This window comes from Paracidovorax konjaci (assembly GCF_900112675.1).
GTDB lineage: Bacteria > Pseudomonadota > Gammaproteobacteria > Burkholderiales > Burkholderiaceae_C > Paracidovorax > Paracidovorax konjaci.
The window spans coordinates 41,173-60,961 of record NZ_FOMQ01000012.1; the positions used below are offsets into that span (position 1 = coordinate 41,173).

20 protein-coding genes are annotated in these 19,789 nt (G+C 66.5%); 12 read left to right on the top strand and 8 right to left on the bottom strand.

The window, feature by feature from the left end; translation table 11 throughout:
* Positions 1-57: 57 nt before the first annotated feature.
* The gene (locus tag BM144_RS16850; RefSeq protein WP_092954759.1) at positions 58-321 is read right to left on the bottom strand and encodes a DUF1653 domain-containing protein; all 264 of its coding nucleotides are present in this window, start codon (positions 319-321) and stop codon (positions 58-60) included.
* A gap of 53 nt (positions 322-374) precedes the next feature.
* Here BM144_RS16850 and BM144_RS16855 point away from each other — a divergent pair, with 53 nt between their 5' ends.
* Both BM144_RS16855 and BM144_RS16860 read left to right on the top strand, forming a co-directional pair.
* On the top strand, positions 375-1,649 hold the full coding sequence (locus tag BM144_RS16855) for an RsmB/NOP family class I SAM-dependent RNA methyltransferase (RefSeq protein ID WP_092954762.1): 1,275 nt from the start codon (positions 375-377) through the stop codon (positions 1,647-1,649).
* 153 nt (positions 1,650-1,802) lie between these two features.
* Entirely contained in the window at positions 1,803-3,017 is a 1,215-nt protein-coding gene (locus BM144_RS16860) for a DesA family fatty acid desaturase (RefSeq protein ID WP_092954765.1), read from the top strand.
* A 75-nt stretch (positions 3,018-3,092) separates the two neighbouring features.
* Here BM144_RS16860 and BM144_RS16865 read toward each other — a convergent pair whose 3' ends face one another.
* Entirely contained in the window at positions 3,093-3,572 is a 480-nt protein-coding gene (locus BM144_RS16865; protein ID WP_092954768.1) for a hypothetical protein, read from the bottom strand.
* A 243-nt stretch (positions 3,573-3,815) separates the two neighbouring features.
* On the opposite strand from BM144_RS16865, the gene BM144_RS16870 reads away from it, so the two are divergent.
* Positions 3,816-5,363 carry an aminotransferase-like domain-containing protein gene (locus tag BM144_RS16870; RefSeq protein WP_092954772.1) on the top strand — a complete coding sequence of 516 codons (1,548 nt, stop codon included), beginning with the start codon at positions 3,816-3,818 and terminating at the stop codon, positions 5,361-5,363.
* A gap of 233 nt (positions 5,364-5,596) precedes the next feature.
* Here the strand turns inward: BM144_RS16870 and rpmG are convergent, their stop codons facing one another.
* The 3 genes from rpmG to trxB form a co-directional block, all read right to left on the bottom strand.
* Positions 5,597-5,767, bottom strand: a complete 171-nt coding sequence (rpmG, locus tag BM144_RS16875; RefSeq protein ID WP_092954775.1) for a 50S ribosomal protein L33 — start codon at positions 5,765-5,767, stop codon at positions 5,597-5,599.
* Between the two features lie 11 nt (positions 5,768-5,778).
* The gene (gene rpmB / locus BM144_RS16880; protein ID WP_005797187.1) at positions 5,779-6,012 is read right to left on the bottom strand and encodes a 50S ribosomal protein L28; all 234 of its coding nucleotides are present in this window, start codon (positions 6,010-6,012) and stop codon (positions 5,779-5,781) included.
* A 228-nt stretch (positions 6,013-6,240) separates the two neighbouring features.
* Positions 6,241-7,200, bottom strand: coding sequence for a thioredoxin-disulfide reductase (trxB, locus tag BM144_RS16885; protein ID WP_092954778.1), 960 nt, complete (start codon positions 7,198-7,200; stop codon positions 6,241-6,243).
* Between the two features lie 223 nt (positions 7,201-7,423).
* On the opposite strand from trxB, the gene BM144_RS16890 reads away from it, so the two are divergent.
* Positions 7,424-9,763: a DNA translocase FtsK gene (locus BM144_RS16890; protein ID WP_092954781.1), complete on the top strand. Its 2,340-nt coding sequence runs from the start codon at positions 7,424-7,426 to the stop codon at positions 9,761-9,763.
* Between the two features lie 37 nt (positions 9,764-9,800).
* Positions 9,801-10,433 (top strand): outer membrane lipoprotein periplasmic chaperone LolA, encoded by a 633-nt coding sequence (gene lolA / locus BM144_RS16895; protein ID WP_434802679.1) that lies wholly within the window; start codon positions 9,801-9,803, stop codon positions 10,431-10,433.
* A gap of 22 nt (positions 10,434-10,455) precedes the next feature.
* Here the strand turns inward: lolA and BM144_RS16900 are convergent, their stop codons facing one another.
* On the bottom strand, positions 10,456-10,818 hold the full coding sequence (locus BM144_RS16900; protein ID WP_092954784.1) for a DUF1304 domain-containing protein: 363 nt from the start codon (positions 10,816-10,818) through the stop codon (positions 10,456-10,458).
* A gap of 187 nt (positions 10,819-11,005) precedes the next feature.
* Positions 11,006-11,599 carry a uracil-DNA glycosylase family protein gene (locus tag BM144_RS16905; protein WP_092954789.1) on the bottom strand — a complete coding sequence of 198 codons (594 nt, stop codon included), beginning with the start codon at positions 11,597-11,599 and terminating at the stop codon, positions 11,006-11,008.
* Between the two features lie 202 nt (positions 11,600-11,801).
* Between BM144_RS16905 and BM144_RS16910 the strand changes: the two genes are divergently transcribed.
* From BM144_RS16910 to BM144_RS16930, 5 genes are all read left to right on the top strand, one after another.
* Entirely contained in the window at positions 11,802-13,133 is a 1,332-nt protein-coding gene (locus BM144_RS16910; RefSeq protein WP_092954792.1) for a replication-associated recombination protein A, read from the top strand.
* Positions 13,134-13,414: 281 nt separating this feature from the next.
* Entirely contained in the window at positions 13,415-14,344 is a 930-nt protein-coding gene (locus BM144_RS16915) for a branched-chain amino acid ABC transporter permease (protein WP_092954795.1), read from the top strand.
* A gap of 12 nt (positions 14,345-14,356) precedes the next feature.
* Positions 14,357-15,433, top strand: a complete 1,077-nt coding sequence (locus BM144_RS16920) for an ABC transporter permease subunit (protein WP_092954798.1) — start codon at positions 14,357-14,359, stop codon at positions 15,431-15,433.
* A 24-nt stretch (positions 15,434-15,457) separates the two neighbouring features.
* Positions 15,458-16,240: an ABC transporter ATP-binding protein gene (locus BM144_RS16925; protein WP_092955048.1), complete on the top strand. Its 783-nt coding sequence runs from the start codon at positions 15,458-15,460 to the stop codon at positions 16,238-16,240.
* Between the two features lie 2 nt (positions 16,241-16,242).
* Positions 16,243-16,971 (top strand): ABC transporter ATP-binding protein, encoded by a 729-nt coding sequence (locus BM144_RS16930; protein ID WP_092954801.1) that lies wholly within the window; start codon positions 16,243-16,245, stop codon positions 16,969-16,971.
* 114 nt (positions 16,972-17,085) lie between these two features.
* Here BM144_RS16930 and BM144_RS16935 read toward each other — a convergent pair whose 3' ends face one another.
* Positions 17,086-17,685: an outer membrane beta-barrel protein gene (locus BM144_RS16935; RefSeq protein ID WP_092954804.1), complete on the bottom strand. Its 600-nt coding sequence runs from the start codon at positions 17,683-17,685 to the stop codon at positions 17,086-17,088.
* A 326-nt stretch (positions 17,686-18,011) separates the two neighbouring features.
* Between BM144_RS16935 and BM144_RS16940 the strand changes: the two genes are divergently transcribed.
* Together BM144_RS16940 and BM144_RS16945 are read left to right on the top strand one after the other, a co-directional pair.
* Positions 18,012-18,659, top strand: a complete 648-nt coding sequence (locus BM144_RS16940) for a DUF47 domain-containing protein (protein WP_092954807.1) — start codon at positions 18,012-18,014, stop codon at positions 18,657-18,659.
* A gap of 29 nt (positions 18,660-18,688) precedes the next feature.
* The gene (locus BM144_RS16945) at positions 18,689-19,699 is read left to right on the top strand and encodes an inorganic phosphate transporter (RefSeq protein WP_092954810.1); all 1,011 of its coding nucleotides are present in this window, start codon (positions 18,689-18,691) and stop codon (positions 19,697-19,699) included.
* Positions 19,700-19,789 lie beyond the last annotated feature (90 nt).

The window sequence follows — 19,789 nt, forward strand, 5'->3', positions numbered from 1 at the left end:
CTATCTAATTGATAGCTGAAAATCGAATGGATATCACGGCATGGGCCGCTTTTCTTCTCAAGCCCTGTCGGTGCCGATGAATTCGAAGCGCGGGCGCTCTCGCCCGTCGATCGCCACCGTTTCGGCGAACATGGCCGCGGGGCGCACCCACAGCCCGTGCTCGCCGTAGAGCGCCCGGTACACGGTCATCGGCTCCAGCGTTTCGCTGTGCCGCGCGGTGCCGACCACCTCGTAGAGCATGCCTTTGTAGTGCCGGTACAGGCCCGCCGGCGTTTCGGGCACGGGCGGCAGATCGCCATCGGGGTGCTGGGGAGAGTGCATGCGCGCATTGTGCGGGCGGGCCGGTGCGGCGGCGGGGATGGGACAATCCGCCCATGCACCCGAAAGCCCTTCTGGACGCCTGCGCCGAACTCGTCAGGCTCACACTCAACTTCGAACATCCCGCCGATGGCGTGGTCTCGCGCTTTTTCCGCGACCACCGCTCCTTCGGCCCGCGCGAGCGGGCCACGCTGGCCGAGACGGCCTACACCGTGCTGCGCAAGAAGCTGCTCTTCGAGCAGCTCGCACGCTCGGGCTCCGGCCCCCGGGAGCGGCGTCTCGCCATCCTCGGCTTCCACGGCCCGCGCGATTTCCTCAAGAGCGCACTCAACGACACCGAGAAGAGCTGGCTCGACCAGTGCGATTCGGTCGCCCCGGCCGACCTCCTGGAGCCGCACCGCCACAACCTGCCCGAATGGCTCGTGCAGCCGCTCAAGCAGCAGGTGGGGCAGGGCTTCTGGGCCCTGGCCGACAGCCTGTCGCAGGCCGCGCCGCTCGACCTGCGCGTGAACGACCTGAACGCCAAGCGCGCCGACGTGCAGAAGGAACTGGCCAAGGCCGGCATCCCTGCGGTTCCCACGCCGTACTCGCCCTGGGGCCTGCGCGTGGAAGGGAAGCCGGCGCTCACCAAGCTGGACGCCTTCGTGCGCGGCGCCATCGAGGTGCAGGACGAAGGCTCCCAGCTCCTCGCGCTGCTGCTGCAGGCCCGGCGCGGCGAGATGGTGGTGGATTTCTGCGCGGGCGCGGGCGGCAAGACGCTGGCCATCGGGGCCGCCATGCGCAGCACCGGGCGGCTCTACGCGTTCGACGTGTCGGCCCACCGCCTCGATGCGCTCAAGCCGCGCCTGGCGCGCAGCGGCCTCTCCAACGTGCACCCCGCCGCCATCGCGCACGAGCGCGACGAGCGCATCAAGCGCCTGGCCGGCAAGATCGACCGCGTGCTGGTCGATGCGCCGTGCTCGGGCCTGGGCACCCTGCGCCGCAACCCCGACCTGAAATGGCGCCAGTCGCCCCAGGGCGTGCAAGAGCTGGTCGCCAAGCAGACCGCCATCCTGGAGAGCGCGGCGCGCCTGCTCAAGCCGGGCGGCCGGCTGGTGTATGCCACCTGCAGCATCCTGCCCGAGGAAAACGAGGGCATCGCCGAGGCCTTCAGCGCCGCACACCCGGACTTCATCGCCGAGGACGTGGGCGGCCTGCTGGCCCAGCTCAAGGTGGAGAACCCCCAGCATCTGTGCAGCGGCGGCGCCAGCGGCACTGGCTATCTGCGCCTCTGGCCCCATCTGCACCGTACGGACGGCTTCTTCGCGGCCGTCTGGACCCGCAAGGACTGATTCCGCAGGCCCGCCGCGCCGCGCACCGCCAAGACACCGCGCGGGGCGCGGTTATGGGGCCCTTCCGGCGCGTTGCGCCTCCTAGAATCCGTGGAGCGGCCCGGGGTGCGGGCGGCCCCTCGTTTCCCTCCGCTTTCTGCCAAAGGCTTCCCCATGTACTTTCCCGACTGGCCCGTTCTCGATGCCGCCCTCGACTGGCTGGCCAACGGCCTGCTGGACCTGTCCTGGTGGCAGATCGTCCTCTACACGCTCGCGACCACGCACATCACCATCGCGGCCGTGACCATCTTCCTGCACCGCTCGCAGGCCCACCGCTCGGTGGACCTGGGCGCCGTGCCCTCGCATTTCTTCCGTTTCTGGCTCTGGATCGGCACCGGCATGGTCACCAGGGAATGGGTGGCGGTGCACCGCAAGCACCACGCGAAGTGCGAAACTCCCGACGATCCGCACAGCCCGCAGACCCGCGGCCTGGACACCGTGATGTGGCGCGGCGCCGAGCTGTACCGCAGCGAGGCCGGCAACGCCGAGACGGTCGCCAAGTTCGGCCACGGCACGCCGGACGACTGGGTCGAGCGCAACGTCTACAGCCGCTTCGCCTGGCAGGGCGTGGGGCTGATGCTCATCCTCAATGTGCTGCTCTTCGGTGCGCTGGGCGCCACCGTGTGGGCCGTGCAGATGCTCTGGATCCCGTTCTGGGCGGCCGGCGTGGTCAACGGCATCGGCCACTTCTGGGGCTACCGCAACTTCGAGGCGCAGGACGCCAGCACCAACCTCGTGCCCTGGGGCCTGGTGATCGGGGGCGAGGAACTGCACAACAACCACCACACCTACCCGACCTCGGCCAAGTTCTCCGTCAAGCCCTATGAATTCGACGTGGGCTGGCTCTACATCAGCGCGATGCGCCGGCTGGGCTGGGCCACGGTCAAGAAAATGCCGCCCAAGCTGCGCCTGGGTGCCGTCAGGCCGGTGGCGGACGAAGCCACGCTGGAGGCGCTCATCGCCAACCGCTACGAGGTCATGGCCGGCTACGCGCGGGGCGTGCGGCGCGCCTGCCGCGACGAGATCGCCGCGCTCAAGGCCCGCAATGCCGATGTGTCCGTGCTGCGCACCGCCCGCCGCTGGCTGCACCGCGATGCCGAGAAAGTGCCCGCACGTGCCCAGGCGCAGCTGGCCCGCGCGCGCGAGGCCCATCCGGTGCTCGACAAGATGGTCACCATGCGCGAGGAACTGCGCCAGCTCTGGATGAACACTTCCCAATCGCGCGAGCAGCTCACCGCCGACCTGCAGGCCTGGTGCCGCCGGGCCGAGGAGAGCGGCGTGGCGGCGCTGCGCGAGTTCTCGCTCAGGCTGCGGGCCGCGCAGGCCTGAAATCCGTGATGGGCTGCGCGCGCTCTCGTGGCGCGCGCACGGCCGCGACCGGGGACGGCCGCCGCCCGGTGCTGCTCAGGGGGCCGTCGTGGTCTCCGGGCCGTGCACCGAGTGCCGGGCCGCCGCACGCAGGCGTGCCATCTGGAGCAGCACACGCGCTGCACCCGAGAGGATCCGTCCCGCGTCCGCCAGGGTGTGCAGGAATTCGGCCACGCGCACGCCCAACTGCGACAGCACCGGCACGGGCTCCAGCAGCACGGCATGTGCCGTTTCGGTGCCAGGGTTGCACAGCTCGATCCATTCGGCCGGAGCGCCTTCGAGGCCGACGCGGCACTGTCCTGCGCCCAGCGAACCCAGTTCGGCCTGGGACACCATCACCTGGCCCCACACCGTCGGGCCGCCGCGCAGTGCGAGGCGGCCGCGCTCGACCGTCAGCGAGCCCCCGGGCGGCAGGCAGAACAGAACCTTCTCTCCAGGGCGCAGCGACAGGTGCGACGCCGTGGGCGTGCCAGGGTGCCCGGTCCGGGCATCGTGCAGGTGGGTGTTGGAGGGCATGGTGTTTCCTCAGGCAAGTGGAGCAGAACAGGCCTCCAAGGTTAGGGAGAACCCTGATGACAGGGCAGACACAGGGGCCCCGTGCTGTGAGTGGAACAGTGCAGATTTCCATGCCTCTGTTATGGTCCAGCACGGCGCTGCCTGTATCTGTCCGGGCGTTTTTGCCTCGGGCATGATGGTTCGCGCTCGCTCGGAGCGTTGCCGCTGCCCTTCTTCGTTTTCGCCGCATCCCGGTGTTCCGCCATGTCCGATTCCGTTGCCGAACCCTCTGCCGTGCCCGGCGCGCCCCCCGGGGGCCAGCCGCGTTATCGCCAACTGGCGGGCCTGTACGAGCAGGCCATCGCCGCGGGCAGCCTGCAGCCGGGCATGCGCCTGCCTTCCGTGCGCGAGCTGTGCCAGCGGCACGGCGTGAGCCTCACCACCGCGCTGCAGGTATTGCGGCACCTGGAAGCCCAGGGATTCGCACAGGCCCGCGAACGGGTGGGGTACTTTGCCGCGGTGCCGGGCCGCATCGCCTCGCTGCCGGCCGCACGCGAGCCGGAACTGCACGAACCGCTCTCGCCCGATCCCCAACTGTTCGCCGGTATCAACGAACGCATCTCGCTCTTTCTGGAAAAGGCCCGCCGCGCCGGGCCCCTGGTGCTGGATCTCGGCAGTGCCATGCCGGCGCCTGCGTTGTTCGATGCCGACGCGCTCAACCGGCTCGCCATCCGGCTGCTGCGAGAGCAGCCCGACATCCTGGTGTACGGACCTTCGGCGCCTTCCACCCATCCCGAGTTCCAGCGGGCCATGGCGCACCATGCGCTGAGCTTCGGCCTCAGCCTGGCTCCGGACGACATCGGTGCCACGCACGGCAATTCCGAGGCGGTGAACCTGGCCCTCGATGCGGTGGCGGAACCGGGCGACGTGATCGCCGTGGAGTCCCCCACCTTCTTCGGCATACTGCAGGCCATCGAAGTGCGCGGCCTGCGCGCTCTGGAGATACCCTGCAGCCCGCACACGGGCCTGTCGCTCGAGGCACTGGAACTGGCCGCCCGCAACGAGCCCCGGCTCAAGGCCGTGGTGGTGGTGCCCCACCTGCAGATGCCCCAGGGCAGCGTGATGCCCGACGCACACAAGGAACGGCTCGTCGCCCTCTGCGTGGAATACGGCCTGGCCCTCATCGAGGACGACATCTACCGGGAGTTTGTCGAGTCGCCCCAGCCGCTGCGGCCCGCCAAGGCCTGGGATCGGCCCGGCGACGCGGGGCAGGTGATCTACTGCGCCTCGCTCAGCAAGAGCTTCGCGCCCGGGTTGCGCCAGGGCTGGATGAGCGCGGGCCGCTGGCATGCGCGCGTGCAGATGCTCAAGTTCGCCCGCACGCGCAACATGCAGACCTGGTCGCAACTGCTGGCGGCCCGGACCGTCGGCTCTCCCGCCTACGAGCGCCACCTGCGCCGCATGCGCGGCCATCTGAAGGAGCAGCGCGAGCAATCGGCCCGTGCGGTGGCGAGGCATTTCCCCATGGGAACGCGGCTGAGCCTGCCGCCCGGGGGCATCAGCCTCTGGCTCGAACTGCCGGCGGGCCTGTCGTCCACGCGCCTGTACGACGAGGCGCTGGCGCAGGGAATCCGTGTCGCTCCCGGCCCCATGTTCTCGAACACCGGGCGCTACGAGCATTTCCTGCGGCTGAGCTGCGGCATGCCGTTCACGCCGGCCGTGGAGGAGGGCTACCGCATGCTCGGCGAGCTTCTCGCGCGCCAGCGCGATGGCGCGCGTGCGGCGCCCGGGTGCCTGCGCGCCGCGGCCTGAGGTCCAGGCGGCCCACGCGCCCTTTGCACCGGAAGAAGACCCGCGCATTGGCCTATGGCCTGGGGCGCATGCCGTCACCCCGGGTGGGCGAGTGCCGGCAGCCGTGCCCGATTCTTTGGCTTCTGCCGTGGAATTGCCGCGCCGGCGCACCTGAAGCGTCTGCCGTGCGGGCATGAAAAAGCCGCCCTCGGTGGGGCGGCTTCTTCGGGGAATTCGCGGAAGGGGCGCAGGCCTTACTTCAGCTTCATTTCCTTGTACTCGACGTGCTTGCGAGCCTTGGGGTCGAACTTGATGATCAACATCTTTTCAGGCATCGTCTTCTTGTTCTTGGTCGTGGTGTAGAAGTGGCCGGTTCCTGCGGTGGATTCCAGCTTGATCTTGTCGCGTCCGCCTTTGGTTGCCATGGTGCTACTCCTTAAGCTTGGCCGCGTGCACGCAGGTCGGCGAGCACGGAATCGATACCGTTCTTGTCGATCAGACGCAGGGCAGCGCTGGAAACACGCAGGCGCACCCAGCGGTTTTCGCTCTCGACCCAGAAACGGCGGTATTGCAGGTTCGGGAGGAACCGGCGCTTGGTTTTGTTGTTGGCGTGGGAAACGTTGTTCCCGACCATGGGCTTCTTGCCCGTTACGTCGCAGACGCGTGCCATGAGGACACTCCGATTTTTCAATTACAGCCGCTGGACATGCACGCTCCGCGTGATTGCGGAGCCTGCCCTGCGGCCTCACCTCGCCAGATAGGGTGGCGGTAGCCCGGGGGTATCTGCTGCCCTGGTGAGCCCTTTGGGGGCGGCGCACTCCGGAAAAAACCGGGGTGCAAGGTGCAGCAAAGCCGCGCATTATAGCCCGGCCCGGGAATGCGTCCAGCCCCTTCGTGATCAGATCACGCTTTCCTGCTCCAGGAAGCGCTGCGCGTCCAGGGCGGCCATGCAGCCCGTGCCTGCGCTGGTGATGGCCTGGCGGTACACATGGTCCTGCACGTCGCCGGCGGCGAACACTCCAGGCACGCTGGTCTGCGTGGCGAAGCCCTTGAGCCCGCCCTGCGTCACGATGTAGCCGTTCTCGGTGGCGAGCTGCCCTTCGAAGATGCCGGTGTTGGGCGAATGGCCGATGGCGATGAAACACCCCTGCAGGGCGATCTCTTCGGTGCTGCCGTCCTGGGTGCTCTTGATGCGGATGCCCGTCACGCCGCCGTCGTTGCCCAGCACTTCGTCGAGCGTATGGAACACCTTGAGTTCGATCTTGCCCGAAGCGACCTTGTCGTTGAGCTTGTCCACGAGGATGGGCTCGGCCTTGAACTTGTCACGCCGGTGCACGAGGGTCACCTTGCGGGCGATGTTGGACAGGTACAGCGCCTCTTCCACGGCGGTGTTGCCGCCGCCCACCACGCACACGTCCTGCTCGCGGTAGAAGAAGCCGTCGCAGGTCGCGCAGCCCGAGACTCCGCGGCCCATGAAGGCCTCCTCGGAGGGCAGGCCCAGGTACTTGGCCGAGGCGCCGGTGGCGATGATGAGTGCATCGCAGGTGTAGGTGCCGCTGTCGCCCGTGAGCGTGAAGGGGCGCTTGGACAGGTCCACCTGGTTGATGTGGTCGAACACCACCTGCGTCTTGAAGCGTTCGGCATGTTCCAGGAAGCGCTGCATCAGGTCCGGGCCCTGCACGCCGTGCACGTCTGCGGGCCAGTTGTCCACCTCGGTCGTCGTCATCAACTGGCCGCCCTGGGCAATGCCCGTGATCAGGACGGGATTCAGGTTAGCGCGCGCGGCGTACACGGCGGCCGTATAACCGGCGGGGCCGGAACCCAGGATCAGGACTTTGGCGTGTTGCGTAGTGGACATGGTGAAAGGTAAGAGTTTGTGCCGCGGCGCGGCAGGCGCACTCCGCAGATGCGGGCAGCCCGGCGAGTATCCATCCGGGGCCGCGCCACGCGGGTGCGGGGTTTTCAATCGCGCCGATTGTAAGAAGCCACCAGAAACCGGCGGGTTGCGGGGACACCGGGCGGGGGCGGGTCCACCATGCGCAGCGTGGTGCATGGGGTAAGCTTGCCGCGCTCTTCGACCTATGACGTACTCCCTCAATACCCTCAATGCTTCTGCCGGGGGCAAATCGGCGCCGCGCAGCATGGCGGCACGCTTCGGCCATGAAATCGGCCTGGTGCTCGGACTGCTGGCGCTCATCTTCTGGCTGCTGGCCCTGGCAAGCTACTCGGCGCAGGATGCCGCCTGGTCCACTTCGGGTGCCCACGAAGGGCGGCTGATGGCCAACTGGGCGGGGCGCCTGGGCGCCTGGCTGGCCGACAGCAGTTATTTCGCACTCGGCTTTTCCGTCTGGTGGTGCGTGGCGGCCGGTGTGCGCGCCTGGATCGCATCACTCGCGCGCTGGATGCGCGGCGGCGAGGCCGCCACGCCGGGGCAGAGCGTGCTGGCGCGCCGCCTCATGTTCTGGTTCGGCCTGGCATTGCTGCTGTGCGCCAGCACCGCACTGGAATGGTCGCGCCTCTACCGCCTGGAGCCGCTGCTGCCGGGCCATGCGGGCGGCGTGCTCGGCTACCTTACGGGACCTGCGGGCGTGAAGTGGCTGGGGTTCACCGGCTCCGGCCTGGTGGCGATCATCGCTGTCGTGGCCGGGGCTGCACTCGTATTCCGCTTTTCCTGGGGCCAGTTGGCCGAACGGCTGGGTGGCCGCATCGACGCGCTGGTGCAGGGCGGCCGCGCCCGGCGCGAGAAGGCGCGTGATCTGGCTGCGGGCAAGCGTGCGGCCCGTGAGCGTGAAGAAGTGGTGCAGGAAGAGCGCCATGAGATCCAGGAGCACCACCCGCAGCCCGTGCAGATCATCGAGCCGGTGCTGGCCGCCGATGCGCCGCCCAGCGCCCGCGTGGTGAAGGAGCGGCAGAAGCCGCTGTTCACGGAGATGCCCGACAGCCGCCTGCCGCAGGTCGACCTGCTCGACGGTGCCCAGGCGCGGCAGGAGACGGTGGCTCCCGAGACGCTCGAGATGACCAGCCGGCTCATCGAGAAGAAGCTCAAGGACTTCGGCGTGGAAGTGCGTGTCGTCGCCGCCATGCCGGGGCCGGTGATCACCCGCTACGAGATCGAACCCGCCACGGGGGTGAAGGGCTCGCAGGTGGTCAATCTCGCCAAGGACCTGGCGCGCTCGCTCTCGCTCGTCTCCATCCGCGTGATCGAGACCATCCCGGGCAAGAACTACATGGCGCTGGAGTTGCCCAACGCCAAGCGCCAGTCGATCCGGCTGTCGGAGATCCTCGGCTCCCAGATCTACCACGATGCCAAGAGCATGCTCACCATGGGCCTGGGCAAGGACATCGTGGGCAATCCGGTGGTGGCGGACCTCGCCAAGATGCCCCATGTGCTGGTGGCGGGAACCACGGGTTCGGGCAAGTCGGTGGGGATCAACGCGATGATCCTCTCGCTGCTCTACAAGGCCGAGGCGCGCGACGTGCGCCTGCTGATGATCGACCCCAAGATGCTGGAAATGTCGGTCTACGAAGGTATCCCGCATCTGCTGGCGCCGGTGGTCACCGATATGAAGCAGGCTGCGCACGGCCTCAACTGGTGCGTGGCCGAGATGGAGCGCCGCTACAAGCTCATGTCCAAGCTGGGCGTGCGCAATCTCGCGGGCTACAACGTAAAGATCGACGACGCCAAGGCGCGCGAGGAATTCATCTACAACCCGTTCAGCCTGACGCCGGAAGAGCCCGAGCCTCTGCAGCGGCTGCCGCACATCGTCGTGATCATCGACGAACTGGCCGACCTCATGATGGTGGTGGGCAAGAAGATCGAAGAGCTGATCGCCCGGCTGGCCCAGAAGGCGCGCGCCGCAGGTATCCACCTCATCCTGGCCACGCAGCGGCCGAGCGTGGACGTGATCACCGGCCTGATCAAGGCCAACATCCCGACCCGGATCGCCTTTTCGGTCGGCTCCAAGATCGACAGCCGCACCATCCTGGACCAGATGGGCGCCGAGGCGCTGCTGGGCATGGGCGACATGCTCTACATGGCCAGCGGCACCGGACTGCCCATCCGCGTGCATGGTGCTTTCGTCTCCGATGAAGAGGTCCACCGCGTGGTGAGCTATCTGAAGTCCCAGGGCGAGCCCGACTACATCGAGGGCGTGCTCGAAGGCGGGACGGTCGATGGCGACGATGGGCCGCTCGGCGAGGGAGGGGGGGGTGAAGGCGGCGAAAAGGACCCCATGTACGACCAGGCGGTGGAAGTGGTGCTCAAGGACCGCAAGGCCAGCATCTCGTATGTGCAGCGCAAGCTGCGCATCGGCTACAACCGGTCCGCCCGCCTGCTGGAAGACATGGAAACGGCGGGCCTCGTGAGTGCGCTCACGGCCAGCGGCCAGCGCGAAGTGCTGGTTCCGCACCGCGGCGAATGACCGCGGTGCGCCGGTCCCCGACGACAAGGATGGAATGATGAAACACTGGTTTGCTATTGTTTTGATAGCTGCGGGCGTCCAGAATGCAGCGGCAGACGGCATGAAGAGCCTGGAATCCTTCATGAAGGGCGCCCAGGCCGGGCGCGCGGATTTCACCCAGACGGTGACTTCGCCACCCAAGGAGGGGCAGGCCGCACGCACCAAGACCTCCAGCGGCACCTTCGAATTCCACCGGCCCGGGCGCTTCAGGTTTGCCTACGTGAAGCCGTTCGAGCAGACGATCGTGGCGGACGGCAAGACGCTGTGGCTCTACGATGCGGACCTGAACCAGGTCACGCAGCGTGCGCAGTCGCAGGCCTTGGGCACCACGCCAGCGGCCCTGCTGGCGTCCTCGCCCGATCTGCAGGCGCTGCGCAAGGATTTCACGCTCGAATCCGCCCCCGATCAGGAGGGGCTGCAGTGGGTGCAGGCCACGCCCCGCGCCAAGGATGGCCAGCTCAAGAGCGTGCGCGTGGGCTTCCAGGGGGATCAACTGGCAGCGCTGGACATCCTCGACAGCTTTGGCCAGCGCTCGGTGATCCGGTTCAACAACCTGCAGGCCAGCGCTTCGCTCCCGGCCTCCACCTTCGAATTCAAGCCGCCACCGGGCGCGGACGTGGTGCGGCAGTAGCCTGTGCCGTGAAGTGCCCGCCTTACCGGGCGAGCCACAGCAGCGCCAGGCCGACGACCGCCGGCACGGACTGGATGAACAGGATCTTGCGGGCTGCGGTGGCGGCCCCATAGAGCCCGGCCACCAGGACGCACAGCAGGAAGAAGGTCATGACCGCGCGGCCATGCGGGCCGCCGAGCCACAGGCCCCAGAAAAGCCCTGCGGCCAGGAATCCGTTGTAGAGGCCCTGGTTTGCGGCCAGTACCTTGGTGGCTGCTGCCCGCTCCGGGGTCTGCCGGAAGGCCCGCAGGCCGGCGGGCTTCTCCCAGAGGAACATTTCCAGCACGAGGATGTAGACGTGCAGCACGGCGATCAAAGCGACGACGGCTTGGGCGGCAAAAGACATGGGCGGGTTCCTCCAGGCAGACCGATGGATTGTTGGATGGGTTGCGGCCGGTCGCTGGCCGCCGCGCATTGTGCGCGACTCGACCGCAGCGGCGCGACACATGGCGGACAGGCCCGGGGCCGGGGGGAAGGGGGCTGGTCTGCCGGGCAAAGGCACCGCGGCGCGGATCGCCTGCTTCGGCGCTGTCTCAGGTCACCCGCCGGGCCAGCGTCGAGGCCACCTGCTGGCGCAACGCGGGAAGCACTTCTTCGGCAAACCACGGATTGCGCTTCAGCCACCCGTTGTTCCGCGGGCTGGGGTGCGGCAGCAGCCAGAACCGCGGGGCGTTCCGGCGCCAGTGCCGTACGCCATCCGTCAGGGAGAGTGCCGGCGTCCCGGGTCGGTGCCAGGCTGCGGCATGGGCCCCCAGCACGATGGTGAGTTCGATGCCCGGCAGATTCTCCAGCAGCGGGGCCCGCCAGGTGACCGCGCATTCGGGGCGGGGTGGCAGATCGCCCGAGCGCCCCGTGCCGGGGTAGCAGAAGCCCATGGGCACGATCGCGATGCGCTCGGCGTCGTAGAACGTGGCCCGGTCCACGCCCATCCATTCGCGCAGCCGTTCGCCGCTGGCGTCGTCGAAAGGAATGCCGCTGGCGTGCACCTTCCGCCCCGGTGCCTGCCCCGCCACGAGGATCCGCGCGCCGGCCGCGGCCTGGAGCACGGGACGGGGTCCGAGGGGCAGAGAGGGCGCGCAGAGCGTGCAATGCCGGATGCGGTCGAGCAGGATGGGCAGATCAGACATCGGAGGGGCGAGAACGGAAAAGTCTGGAAGCTTCGTGCAGGGCCGGGCGTGGAGGATGCCCCGGTTTGGTGCAGGATAACGGCGGCAGGAATAATGGACAGCTAGCTGCCTTGTTCCCTGCACGGTGGTCTGGCCGGGCCGGGTCCGCGGCCCGGGTTTCACTGCTGTACACCTCCACTCCCACCTTCTCACACTGCTGCCCATGGCCGATCTGTTCTCCGCATCCCCCGCTGCTCCTCTGGCCGAAGCCTTGCGTCCGGCCAGCCTGGATGAGGTGATCGGGCAGTCGCACCTCATCGGACCCGGAAAGCCACTGCGGCTCGCCTTCGAGTCCGGCAAGCCGCATTCGATGATTCTCTGGGGGCCGCCGGGGGTGGGCAAGACCACGCTGGCGCGGCTCACCGCACGTGCTTTCGGCTACGAGTTCATCGCTCTGTCGGCGGTTTTCTCGGGCGTGAAGGAAATCCGCGCTTCGATGGAACAGGCCGAGCACAACCTGGCGCTCGGAAAAAAGACCATTCTGTTCGTGGACGAGATCCACCGTTTCAACAAGAGCCAGCAGGATGGGTTGTTGCCCTTCGTGGAGTCCGGGCTCGTGACCTTTGTCGGGGCCACGACGGAGAATCCGTCCTTCGAGGTCAATTCCGCGTTGCTTTCCCGTGCGCAGGTCTACGTGCTGCAAGCGCTGGACGAGGACGAACTGCGGCAGCTCGTGGAGCGCGCGCAAACCAAGGTGCTCACGCACCTGGAGCTGGATGCCGCGGCCGTGAGCACCCTGGTGGGCTATGCCGACGGCGATGCGCGCCGGCTGCTCAACCTGGTGGAGCAGACCGACACGGCAGCGCAGGCGGCCGGGGTGGCGAAGGTCGACGCCGCATTCCTGCAAAGCGCGCTCACGCTCAATGCACGGCGGTTCGACAAGGGGGGCGACCATTTCTACGACCAGATCTCTGCGCTGCACAAATCCGTGCGCGGCTCCCATCCCGATGCGGCACTCTATTGGCTCTGCCGCATGCTCGACGGCGGTGCAGATGCCAAGTACCTTTCGCGCCGCATCGTCCGCATGGCCTGGGAAGACATCGGGCTGGCCGACCCCCGCGCCTTGCAGATCGCCAACGATGCGGCTTCCACGTACGAGCGGCTGGGATCGCCGGAAGGAGAGCTCGCCCTGGCGCAGGCGGTGATCTACCTGGCCGCCGCACCCAAGAGCAATGCCGGATACATGGCCTACAACCAGGCCAAGGCCCATATCAAGAAAGACAAATCCCGGGAAGTGCCAGTGCATCTGCGCAATGCACCGACCCGGCTCATGAAGGAACTGGGTCATGGGAAGGCCTACCGTTACGCCCATGACGAGCCAGAGGGTTACGCGGCGGGCGAAACCTACCTGCCCGAAGGGATGGCCGAACCTGGCTGGTATGCGCCCGTGCCGCGCGGGCTCGAAGCCAAAATCGCCGAAAAGCTCGCCCACCTTCGGCGGCTGGACGCTGCGGCGCACGGTGACGGCAGCGATCCGCTGTCCGCTGACGACTGACCGGCATTCCCCGGGCATCCGGCCGCTGCAATGGCCATGCCGCAGCCGCATCGGATCAGTCTTCCTAATGGCGCCCATGCGCTGCTGATGGCAACGAAATCCTCGGGAAAACCCCGTCGGGCCATGGTAAGGCGGGCGCAATGCATCTGGCTACAATCCCGCACCAAACCCGCGTGGCACCCGTCCTGGCGGGTTTTTTGCTACATGGCAATCGGGCCCATAAGGCTGAACCGATTCCCGGCCCGGTACGGGTGGGACGTCACAAACGAAGGACTTTTTTTATGGACATTTTGCTGCAGCAGATCATCAACGGTCTGGTCCTCGGCAGCATGTACGCCTTGATAGCCCTGGGCTATACGATGGTGTACGGCATCATTCAACTGATCAATTTCGCCCACGGGGAAGTGCTGATGATCGGCGCTCTCACCAGTTGGAGCTGCATCGGCCTGATGCAAGAGGCCATGCCCGGGGCGCCGGGCTGGTTGATCCTTTTGCTGGCCACCGTCATTGCCTGCGTGGTCGCCGCCGCGCTCAACTTCGTCATCGAGAAAGTGGCCTACCGGCCGCTGCGCAGCAGCCCTCGCCTGGCGCCCCTGATCACCGCCATCGGCATGTCCATCCTGCTGCAGACGCTGGCGATGATCATCTGGAAGCCCAACTACAAGCCGTATCCCACGCTGCTGCCCACCACGCCCTTCCAACTCGGCGGCGCGGTGATCACGTCCACGCAAGTGCTGATCCTGGCCGTCACGGCCATCGCGCTGGCCTCGCTGGTCTACCTGGTCAACTACACGAAACTGGGCCGCGCCATGCGCGCCACCGCGGAAAACCCGCGCGTCGCCGCGCTGATGGGCGTGAAGCCCGACATGGTGATTTCCGCCACGTTCATCATCGGCGCGGTACTGGCCGCCATCGCCGGCATCATGTATGCGTCCAACTACGGCACCGCCCAGCACACCATGGGCTTCCTGCCGGGGCTCAAGGCTTTCACGGCGGCCGTCTTCGGCGGCATCGGCAACCTGGCCGGCGCGGTGGTGGGCGGCATCCTGCTTGGCCTCATCGAAGCCATCGGCTCCGGCTACATCGGCACCCTCACGGGGGGCCTGCTGGGCAGCCACTACACCGACATCTTCGCTTTCATCGTGCTCATCATTGTCCTGACGCTGCGCCCCTCGGGCCTGCTGGGCGAGCGTGTGGCGGACCGTGCCTGAGGAGAGCACATCATGAAGAACAACAAAGCCCAATGGATCGTCGGCGCCATCGCGCTGCTGGTGCTGCCGCTGATCCTGCAATTCTTCGGCAACGCCTGGGTGCGCATCGCCGACCTCGCACTGCTCTATGTGATGCTGGCCCTCGGGCTGAACATCGTGGTCGGCTATGCCGGCCTGCTGGACCTGGGGTACGTGGCCTTCTACGCCGTGGGCGCCTATCTGTTCGGCCTCATGGCATCGCCCCACCTGTCCGACACCTTCGCGAGCTTCGCGGCCATGTTCCCCAACGGCCTGCATACCTCGCTGTGGCTCGTGATACCGCTGGCCGCGCTGGTCGCCGCGATCTTCGGCGCGTTGCTGGGGGCTCCCACCCTGAAGCTGCGCGGTGACTACCTCGCCATCGTGACGCTGGGCTTCGGCGAGATCATCCGCATCTTCCTGAACAACCTCGACCACCCCGTCAACCTGACCAACGGCCCCAAGGGCATCGGCCAGATCGACTCGGTCAAGGTGTTCGGCCTCGACCTCGGCCGGCGCCTGGAGGTGTTCGGCTACGACATCAACTCCGTCACGCTCTACTACTACCTGTTCCTGGTGCTGGTCATCCTGAGCGTCATCATCTGCTACCGCCTGCAGGACTCTCGCATCGGCCGCGCCTGGATGGCCATCCGCGAAGACGAAATCGCCGCCAAGGCCATGGGCATCAACACCCGCAACCTGAAGCTGCTGGCCTTCGGCATGGGCGCTTCCTTCGGCGGCGTGTCCGGTGCCATGTTCGGCGCATTCCAGGGCTTCGTGTCGCCCGAATCGTTCAGCCTGATGGAGTCGGTGATGATCGTCGCGATGGTGGTGCTGGGCGGCATCGGCCACATCCCTGGCGTGATCCTGGGTGCCGTGCTGCTGTCCGCCCTGCCGGAAGTGCTGCGCTACGTGGCGGGTCCGCTGCAGGCCATGACGGATGGCCGCCTGGACTCCGCCATCCTGCGCCAGCTGCTGATCGCGCTGGCCATGATCATCATCATGCTGCTGCGCCCGCGGGGCCTCTGGCCTTCGCCTGAACACGGCAAGAGCTTGGTGCAGAAGTCCTGAGAACACCCTTCGAGAGCAATGAACATGGCAGAAACAACCAACGAAGTGGTGCTGAAGGTCGCCGGAATTTCCAAGCGTTTCGGGGGGCTGCAAGCCCTCTCCGATGTCGGCATCACCATCGGCCGCGGCCAGGTGTACGGCCTGATCGGGCCCAATGGCGCCGGCAAGACCACTTTCTTCAACGTCATCACGGGGCTCTATACCCCCGACAGCGGGACCTTCGAGCTGGCCGGCCGGCCTTATGAACCCACGGCGGTGCACGAGGTCGCCAAGGCCGGGATCGCCCGCACTTTCCAGAACATCCGCCTCTTCGCCGAAATGACGGCGATCGAGAACGTGATGGTGGGGCGCCACATCCGCACCAAGTCCGGCCTGGTCGGCGCGGTGTTCCGCACCAAGGGCTTCAAGGAGGAAGAGGCTGCGATCGCCAAGCGGGCCCAGGAACTGCTGGACTACGTCGGCATCGGCAAATATGCCGATTTCAAGGCGCGCACGCTGTCCTACGGCGACCAGCGCCGCCTGGAGATCGCCCGTGCCCTGGCCACCGATCCGCAGCTGATCGCGCTCGACGAGCCGGCCGCCGGCATGAACGCGACCGAGAAAGTGCAGCTGCGCGAACTGATCGACCGCATCCGCAAGGACAACCGCACCATCCTGCTCATCGAGCACGATGTGAAGCTGGTGATGGGCCTGTGCGACCGCGTGACCGTGCTCGACTACGGCAAGCAGATCGCCGAAGGCACGCCTGCCGATGTGCAGAGAAATGAAAAAGTGATTGAGGCCTACCTGGGCACCGGAGGACACTGAGCATGGCCGAGAAATCCAACAACGTACTGCTGTCCGTCAAGGGCCTGAAAGTGGCCTACGGCGGCATCCAGGCCGTGAAGGGCGTGGACTTCGAAGTGCGAGAGGGCGAGCTGGTCTCGCTCATCGGCTCCAACGGCGCCGGCAAGACCACGACGATGAAGGCCATCACCGGCACGCTGGCGATGAACGACGGCGACATCGAATACCTGGGCGAGAGCATCCGGGGCAAGGGCGCCTGGGACCTCGTGAAGAAGGGGCTGGTGATGGTGCCCGAAGGCCGGGGCGTGTTCGCGCGCATGACCATCACCGAGAACCTGCTGATGGGCGCCTATACGCGCAACGACAAGGCGGGAATCGATGCCGACGTCGAGAAGATGTTCAACATTTTCCCGCGCCTGCGCGAACGCAAGGACCAGCTCGCGGGCACCATGTCCGGCGGGGAGCAGCAGATGCTCGCGATGGGCCGCGCGCTCATGAGCCAGCCCAAGGTGCTGCTGCTGGACGAGCCGTCCATGGGTCTGTCGCCCATCATGGTGGACAAGATCTTCGAGGTCGTGCGCGATGTCTATGCGCTGGGCGTGACCGTCGTCCTGGTGGAGCAGAACGCCAGCCGGGCCCTGGCGCTCGCAGACCGTGGCTATGTGATGGAGTCCGGCCTCATCACCATGACGGGGCCGGGATCGCAACTGCTGAACGACCCGCGTGTGCGGGCCGCCTACCTGGGCGAATGACCGGCGGGGCGGTCTTTTCGAAAGCCCGCTGACCGAACGCCAAGACAAAGGCCCCTCTCGAGGGGCCTTTGTGCTTTCGAGGCGCGGCCTGTCGGGAGCGCGCCGTGCCCGGGCTCAGTAGCGGTATTGCAGGCCCACCGTGGTCATGTCCGCATCCGACTTGCCGTCGGCGAAGTGCAGGCGATGGCGCTCCCACTCCAGCACCGCGGCCCACTGCGGATTGAACGCCCACCGCACGCCGCCGCCGTAGGACAGGCCGAAACCGTTGTCCTTGCCGGTGGCCACCCCGAAGCCGGGGTTGCCCGACGTCCGCGTGCGGCCATAGGTCGTACCGACCTTGCCGAAGACGTCGAACTGCTCGCCCAGCGGAGCGCGCCCCACCAAACTGAGGTTCAGGCCCTGGGCCTTGGTTTCTCCCCCGATGCGGCTGGCATTGCCGAAGTTGAGGTAGCTGAATTCGACGCCGAAATTGGGGTTGAAATAACCCCCCGTGGAGAGTTTCCAGGCGGTGTCGTTGTCATCGAAATTGAAGTTGCCGGTGCCGCTGCGCAGGTCGTACTTGGATTGCCCGCCGCTCAAGCCGATGTACCCCTGCTGGGTGCTGGGAATGAACGAGTTGCCCTGCCGGGCCGTCTGGGCCTGCACTGCCATGGAGCCGCAGGCCAGCGCGATGGCGCAGGAGAAAAGCCGGAGGGAGCGTGTAGATGTGTGCATGGAAGATCCTTTGGGATGTCAGGCCTTGCGATGTCGAAGAAGTCACTGGGGTGGGGCGTCGGCCCGTCAGCGCCGTGCCATTCCATTGGAAGCCGCGAGGTTGCCGGGGTTTGTGGGGGCTCGCATCCGTTGCCTGTGGGATTTTTCCGACAGGAGTGGGGCCGGCCTCCTTCAATGTGCGGGATCTGCAGGCATGTCGAGGGATCGGGCGCTGCCTGCATCGGCGCGGTTAAACTCGCGCCTTTCTTGAAACCGTCATCTTTTCGTCACAAACCCGGCAGTGCCGTTTGTGGCGCATGCCTGTCAGCAGACCAGGAGTCTCCCCCATGTTGTTTGGAAAGCTGTTGCCCCGCGAGGGCAATTTTTTCGAGATGTTCAACCAGCACGCGGACCGCATCGTGGAGGCGGCCCGCGCTTTCTCTCAGCTGGTGGCCAACTACAACGATCCCCATCTGCGTGACAAGTACAACCAGGACGTCGACAACGCCGAGCGCGCTGCCGACCGCGTCACCCACGACGTGAACCGCGCGTTGCACAAGACATTCATCACCCCGATCGACCGCGAACAGATCCATTCGCTGATCAACACCATGGATGACGTGGCGGACCTCATCCAGGATTCGGCCGAAACGATGGCGCTCTACGACGTGCGCCACATGACGGACGAGATCTCGCGCCTGACGGACCTCAGCCTCAAGTGCTGCGAGCGTGTGCGCGACGCCATCAAGATGCTCGACAAGATCGCCGACCCGGCCGTGGCCGAGGCCGCCATCAAGACCTGCGAGGAAATCGATCGGCTGGAAGGGGATGCCGACCGCGTGATGCGCAGCGCCATGAGCAAGCTCTTCCGTGAAGAGCCGGATGTGCGCGAGGTGCTCAAGCTCAAGGCCATCTACGAGCTGTTGGAAACCATCACCGACAAGTGCGAAGACGTGGCCAACCACATCGAGGGCATCATCCTCGAGAACTCCTGATCCGCCGGCGGACGCAAGCTCGAAAAAGCATGGAAACCGTACAAACCGCCCTGTGGGTCGTCGTTCTCCTGGTCGCGCTGGCCATCCTGTTCGATTTCATGAACGGGTTCCACGACGCCGCCAATTCCATCGCGACCGTCGTCTCCACCGGGGTGCTCAAGCCCACGCAGGCCGTCGTCTTCGCCGCGTTCTTCAACTTCGTGGCCATCTTCGTCTTCCATCTGAGCGTCGCCGCGACGATCGGCAAGGGGATCGTGCAGCCGGGTGTGGTCGATACCCACGTGATCTTCGGCGCTCTCGTCGGCGCCATCACCTGGAACGTCATCACCTGGTACTACGGCATCCCCAGCAGCTCCTCGCATGCCTTGATCGGCGGCATCGTCGGTGCGGTGATCGCCAAGGCGGGCGCGGGCGCGCTCATTTCGTCGGGCATCCTGAAGACCGTGGCGTTCATCTTCATATCGCCGCTGCTGGGTTTCCTGCTCGGCTCGCTGATGATGGTGGCCGTGGCCTGGATCTTCCGCCGCGCGCGGCCCAGCAAGGTGGACAAGTGGTTCCGCCGGCTGCAGCTGGTTTCCGCAGGGGCGTACAGCCTCGGGCACGGAGGCAACGATGCGCAGAAGACCATCGGCATCATCTGGCTGCTGCTCATCGCCACCGGCTACGCGTCGAGCACCGATACGGCGCCTCCGACCTGGTCCATCGTCGCCTGTTACCTCGCCATCGGCCTGGGCACGATGTTTGGCGGCTGGCGCATCGTGAAGACGATGGGGCAGAAGATCACCAAGCTCAAGCCCGTAGGCGGCTTCTGCGCGGAAACGGGCGGCGCGATGACGCTGTTCCTGGCCACGGCGCTGGGCATTCCGGTGTCCACCACGCACACGATCACCGGCGCCATCGTCGGGGTCGGGTCCACCCAGCGCGCGAGCGCCGTGCGTTGGGGCGTGGCGGGCAACATCGTGTGGGCCTGGATCCTGACCATTCCCGCCAGCGCGTTCGTGGCATCCATCGCCTACTGGATCAGCCTGCAGCTGTATTGAGGCGCTGGCATGGCGGTGCCCTGTTTTTGGATTTATTGCTCCTACATTAGGAGCAATAAATCCAATGGATACGGCGGCATGAAGGTGTTT

What these genes read in the sequence shown, in the direction of transcription:
- BM144_RS16910 (WP_092954792.1), top strand. Translation starts at nt 11,802, where the DNA reads ATGGCCGATCTGTTCTCCGCATCCCCCGCTGCTCCTCTGGCCGAAGCC.
- BM144_RS16860 (WP_092954765.1), top strand. Translation starts at nt 1,803, where the DNA reads ATGTACTTTCCCGACTGGCCCGTTCTCGATGCCGCCCTCGACTGGCTG.
- BM144_RS16865 (WP_092954768.1), bottom strand. Translation starts at nt 3,572, where the DNA reads ATGCCCTCCAACACCCACCTGCACGATGCCCGGACCGGGCACCCTGGC.
- BM144_RS16900 (WP_092954784.1), bottom strand. Translation starts at nt 10,818, where the DNA reads ATGTCTTTTGCCGCCCAAGCCGTCGTCGCTTTGATCGCCGTGCTGCAC.
- BM144_RS16850 (WP_092954759.1), bottom strand. Translation starts at nt 321, where the DNA reads ATGCACTCTCCCCAGCACCCCGATGGCGATCTGCCGCCCGTGCCCGAA.
- BM144_RS16915 (WP_092954795.1), top strand. Translation starts at nt 13,415, where the DNA reads ATGGACATTTTGCTGCAGCAGATCATCAACGGTCTGGTCCTCGGCAGC.
- BM144_RS16945 (WP_092954810.1), top strand. Translation starts at nt 18,689, where the DNA reads ATGGAAACCGTACAAACCGCCCTGTGGGTCGTCGTTCTCCTGGTCGCG.
- trxB (WP_092954778.1), bottom strand. Translation starts at nt 7,200, where the DNA reads ATGTCCACTACGCAACACGCCAAAGTCCTGATCCTGGGTTCCGGCCCC.
- BM144_RS16905 (WP_092954789.1), bottom strand. Translation starts at nt 11,599, where the DNA reads ATGTCTGATCTGCCCATCCTGCTCGACCGCATCCGGCATTGCACGCTC.
- BM144_RS16935 (WP_092954804.1), bottom strand. Translation starts at nt 17,685, where the DNA reads ATGCACACATCTACACGCTCCCTCCGGCTTTTCTCCTGCGCCATCGCG.
- BM144_RS16855 (WP_092954762.1), top strand. Translation starts at nt 375, where the DNA reads ATGCACCCGAAAGCCCTTCTGGACGCCTGCGCCGAACTCGTCAGGCTC.
- BM144_RS16920 (WP_092954798.1), top strand. Translation starts at nt 14,357, where the DNA reads ATGAAGAACAACAAAGCCCAATGGATCGTCGGCGCCATCGCGCTGCTG.
- BM144_RS16870 (WP_092954772.1), top strand. Translation starts at nt 3,816, where the DNA reads ATGTCCGATTCCGTTGCCGAACCCTCTGCCGTGCCCGGCGCGCCCCCC.
- rpmG (WP_092954775.1), bottom strand. Translation starts at nt 5,767, where the DNA reads ATGGCAACCAAAGGCGGACGCGACAAGATCAAGCTGGAATCCACCGCA.
- rpmB (WP_005797187.1), bottom strand. Translation starts at nt 6,012, where the DNA reads ATGGCACGCGTCTGCGACGTAACGGGCAAGAAGCCCATGGTCGGGAAC.
- BM144_RS16940 (WP_092954807.1), top strand. Translation starts at nt 18,012, where the DNA reads ATGTTGTTTGGAAAGCTGTTGCCCCGCGAGGGCAATTTTTTCGAGATG.
- lolA (WP_434802679.1), top strand. Translation starts at nt 9,801, where the DNA reads ATGAAACACTGGTTTGCTATTGTTTTGATAGCTGCGGGCGTCCAGAAT.
- BM144_RS16925 (WP_092955048.1), top strand. Translation starts at nt 15,458, where the DNA reads ATGGCAGAAACAACCAACGAAGTGGTGCTGAAGGTCGCCGGAATTTCC.
- BM144_RS16930 (WP_092954801.1), top strand. Translation starts at nt 16,243, where the DNA reads ATGGCCGAGAAATCCAACAACGTACTGCTGTCCGTCAAGGGCCTGAAA.
- BM144_RS16890 (WP_092954781.1), top strand. Translation starts at nt 7,424, where the DNA reads ATGACGTACTCCCTCAATACCCTCAATGCTTCTGCCGGGGGCAAATCG.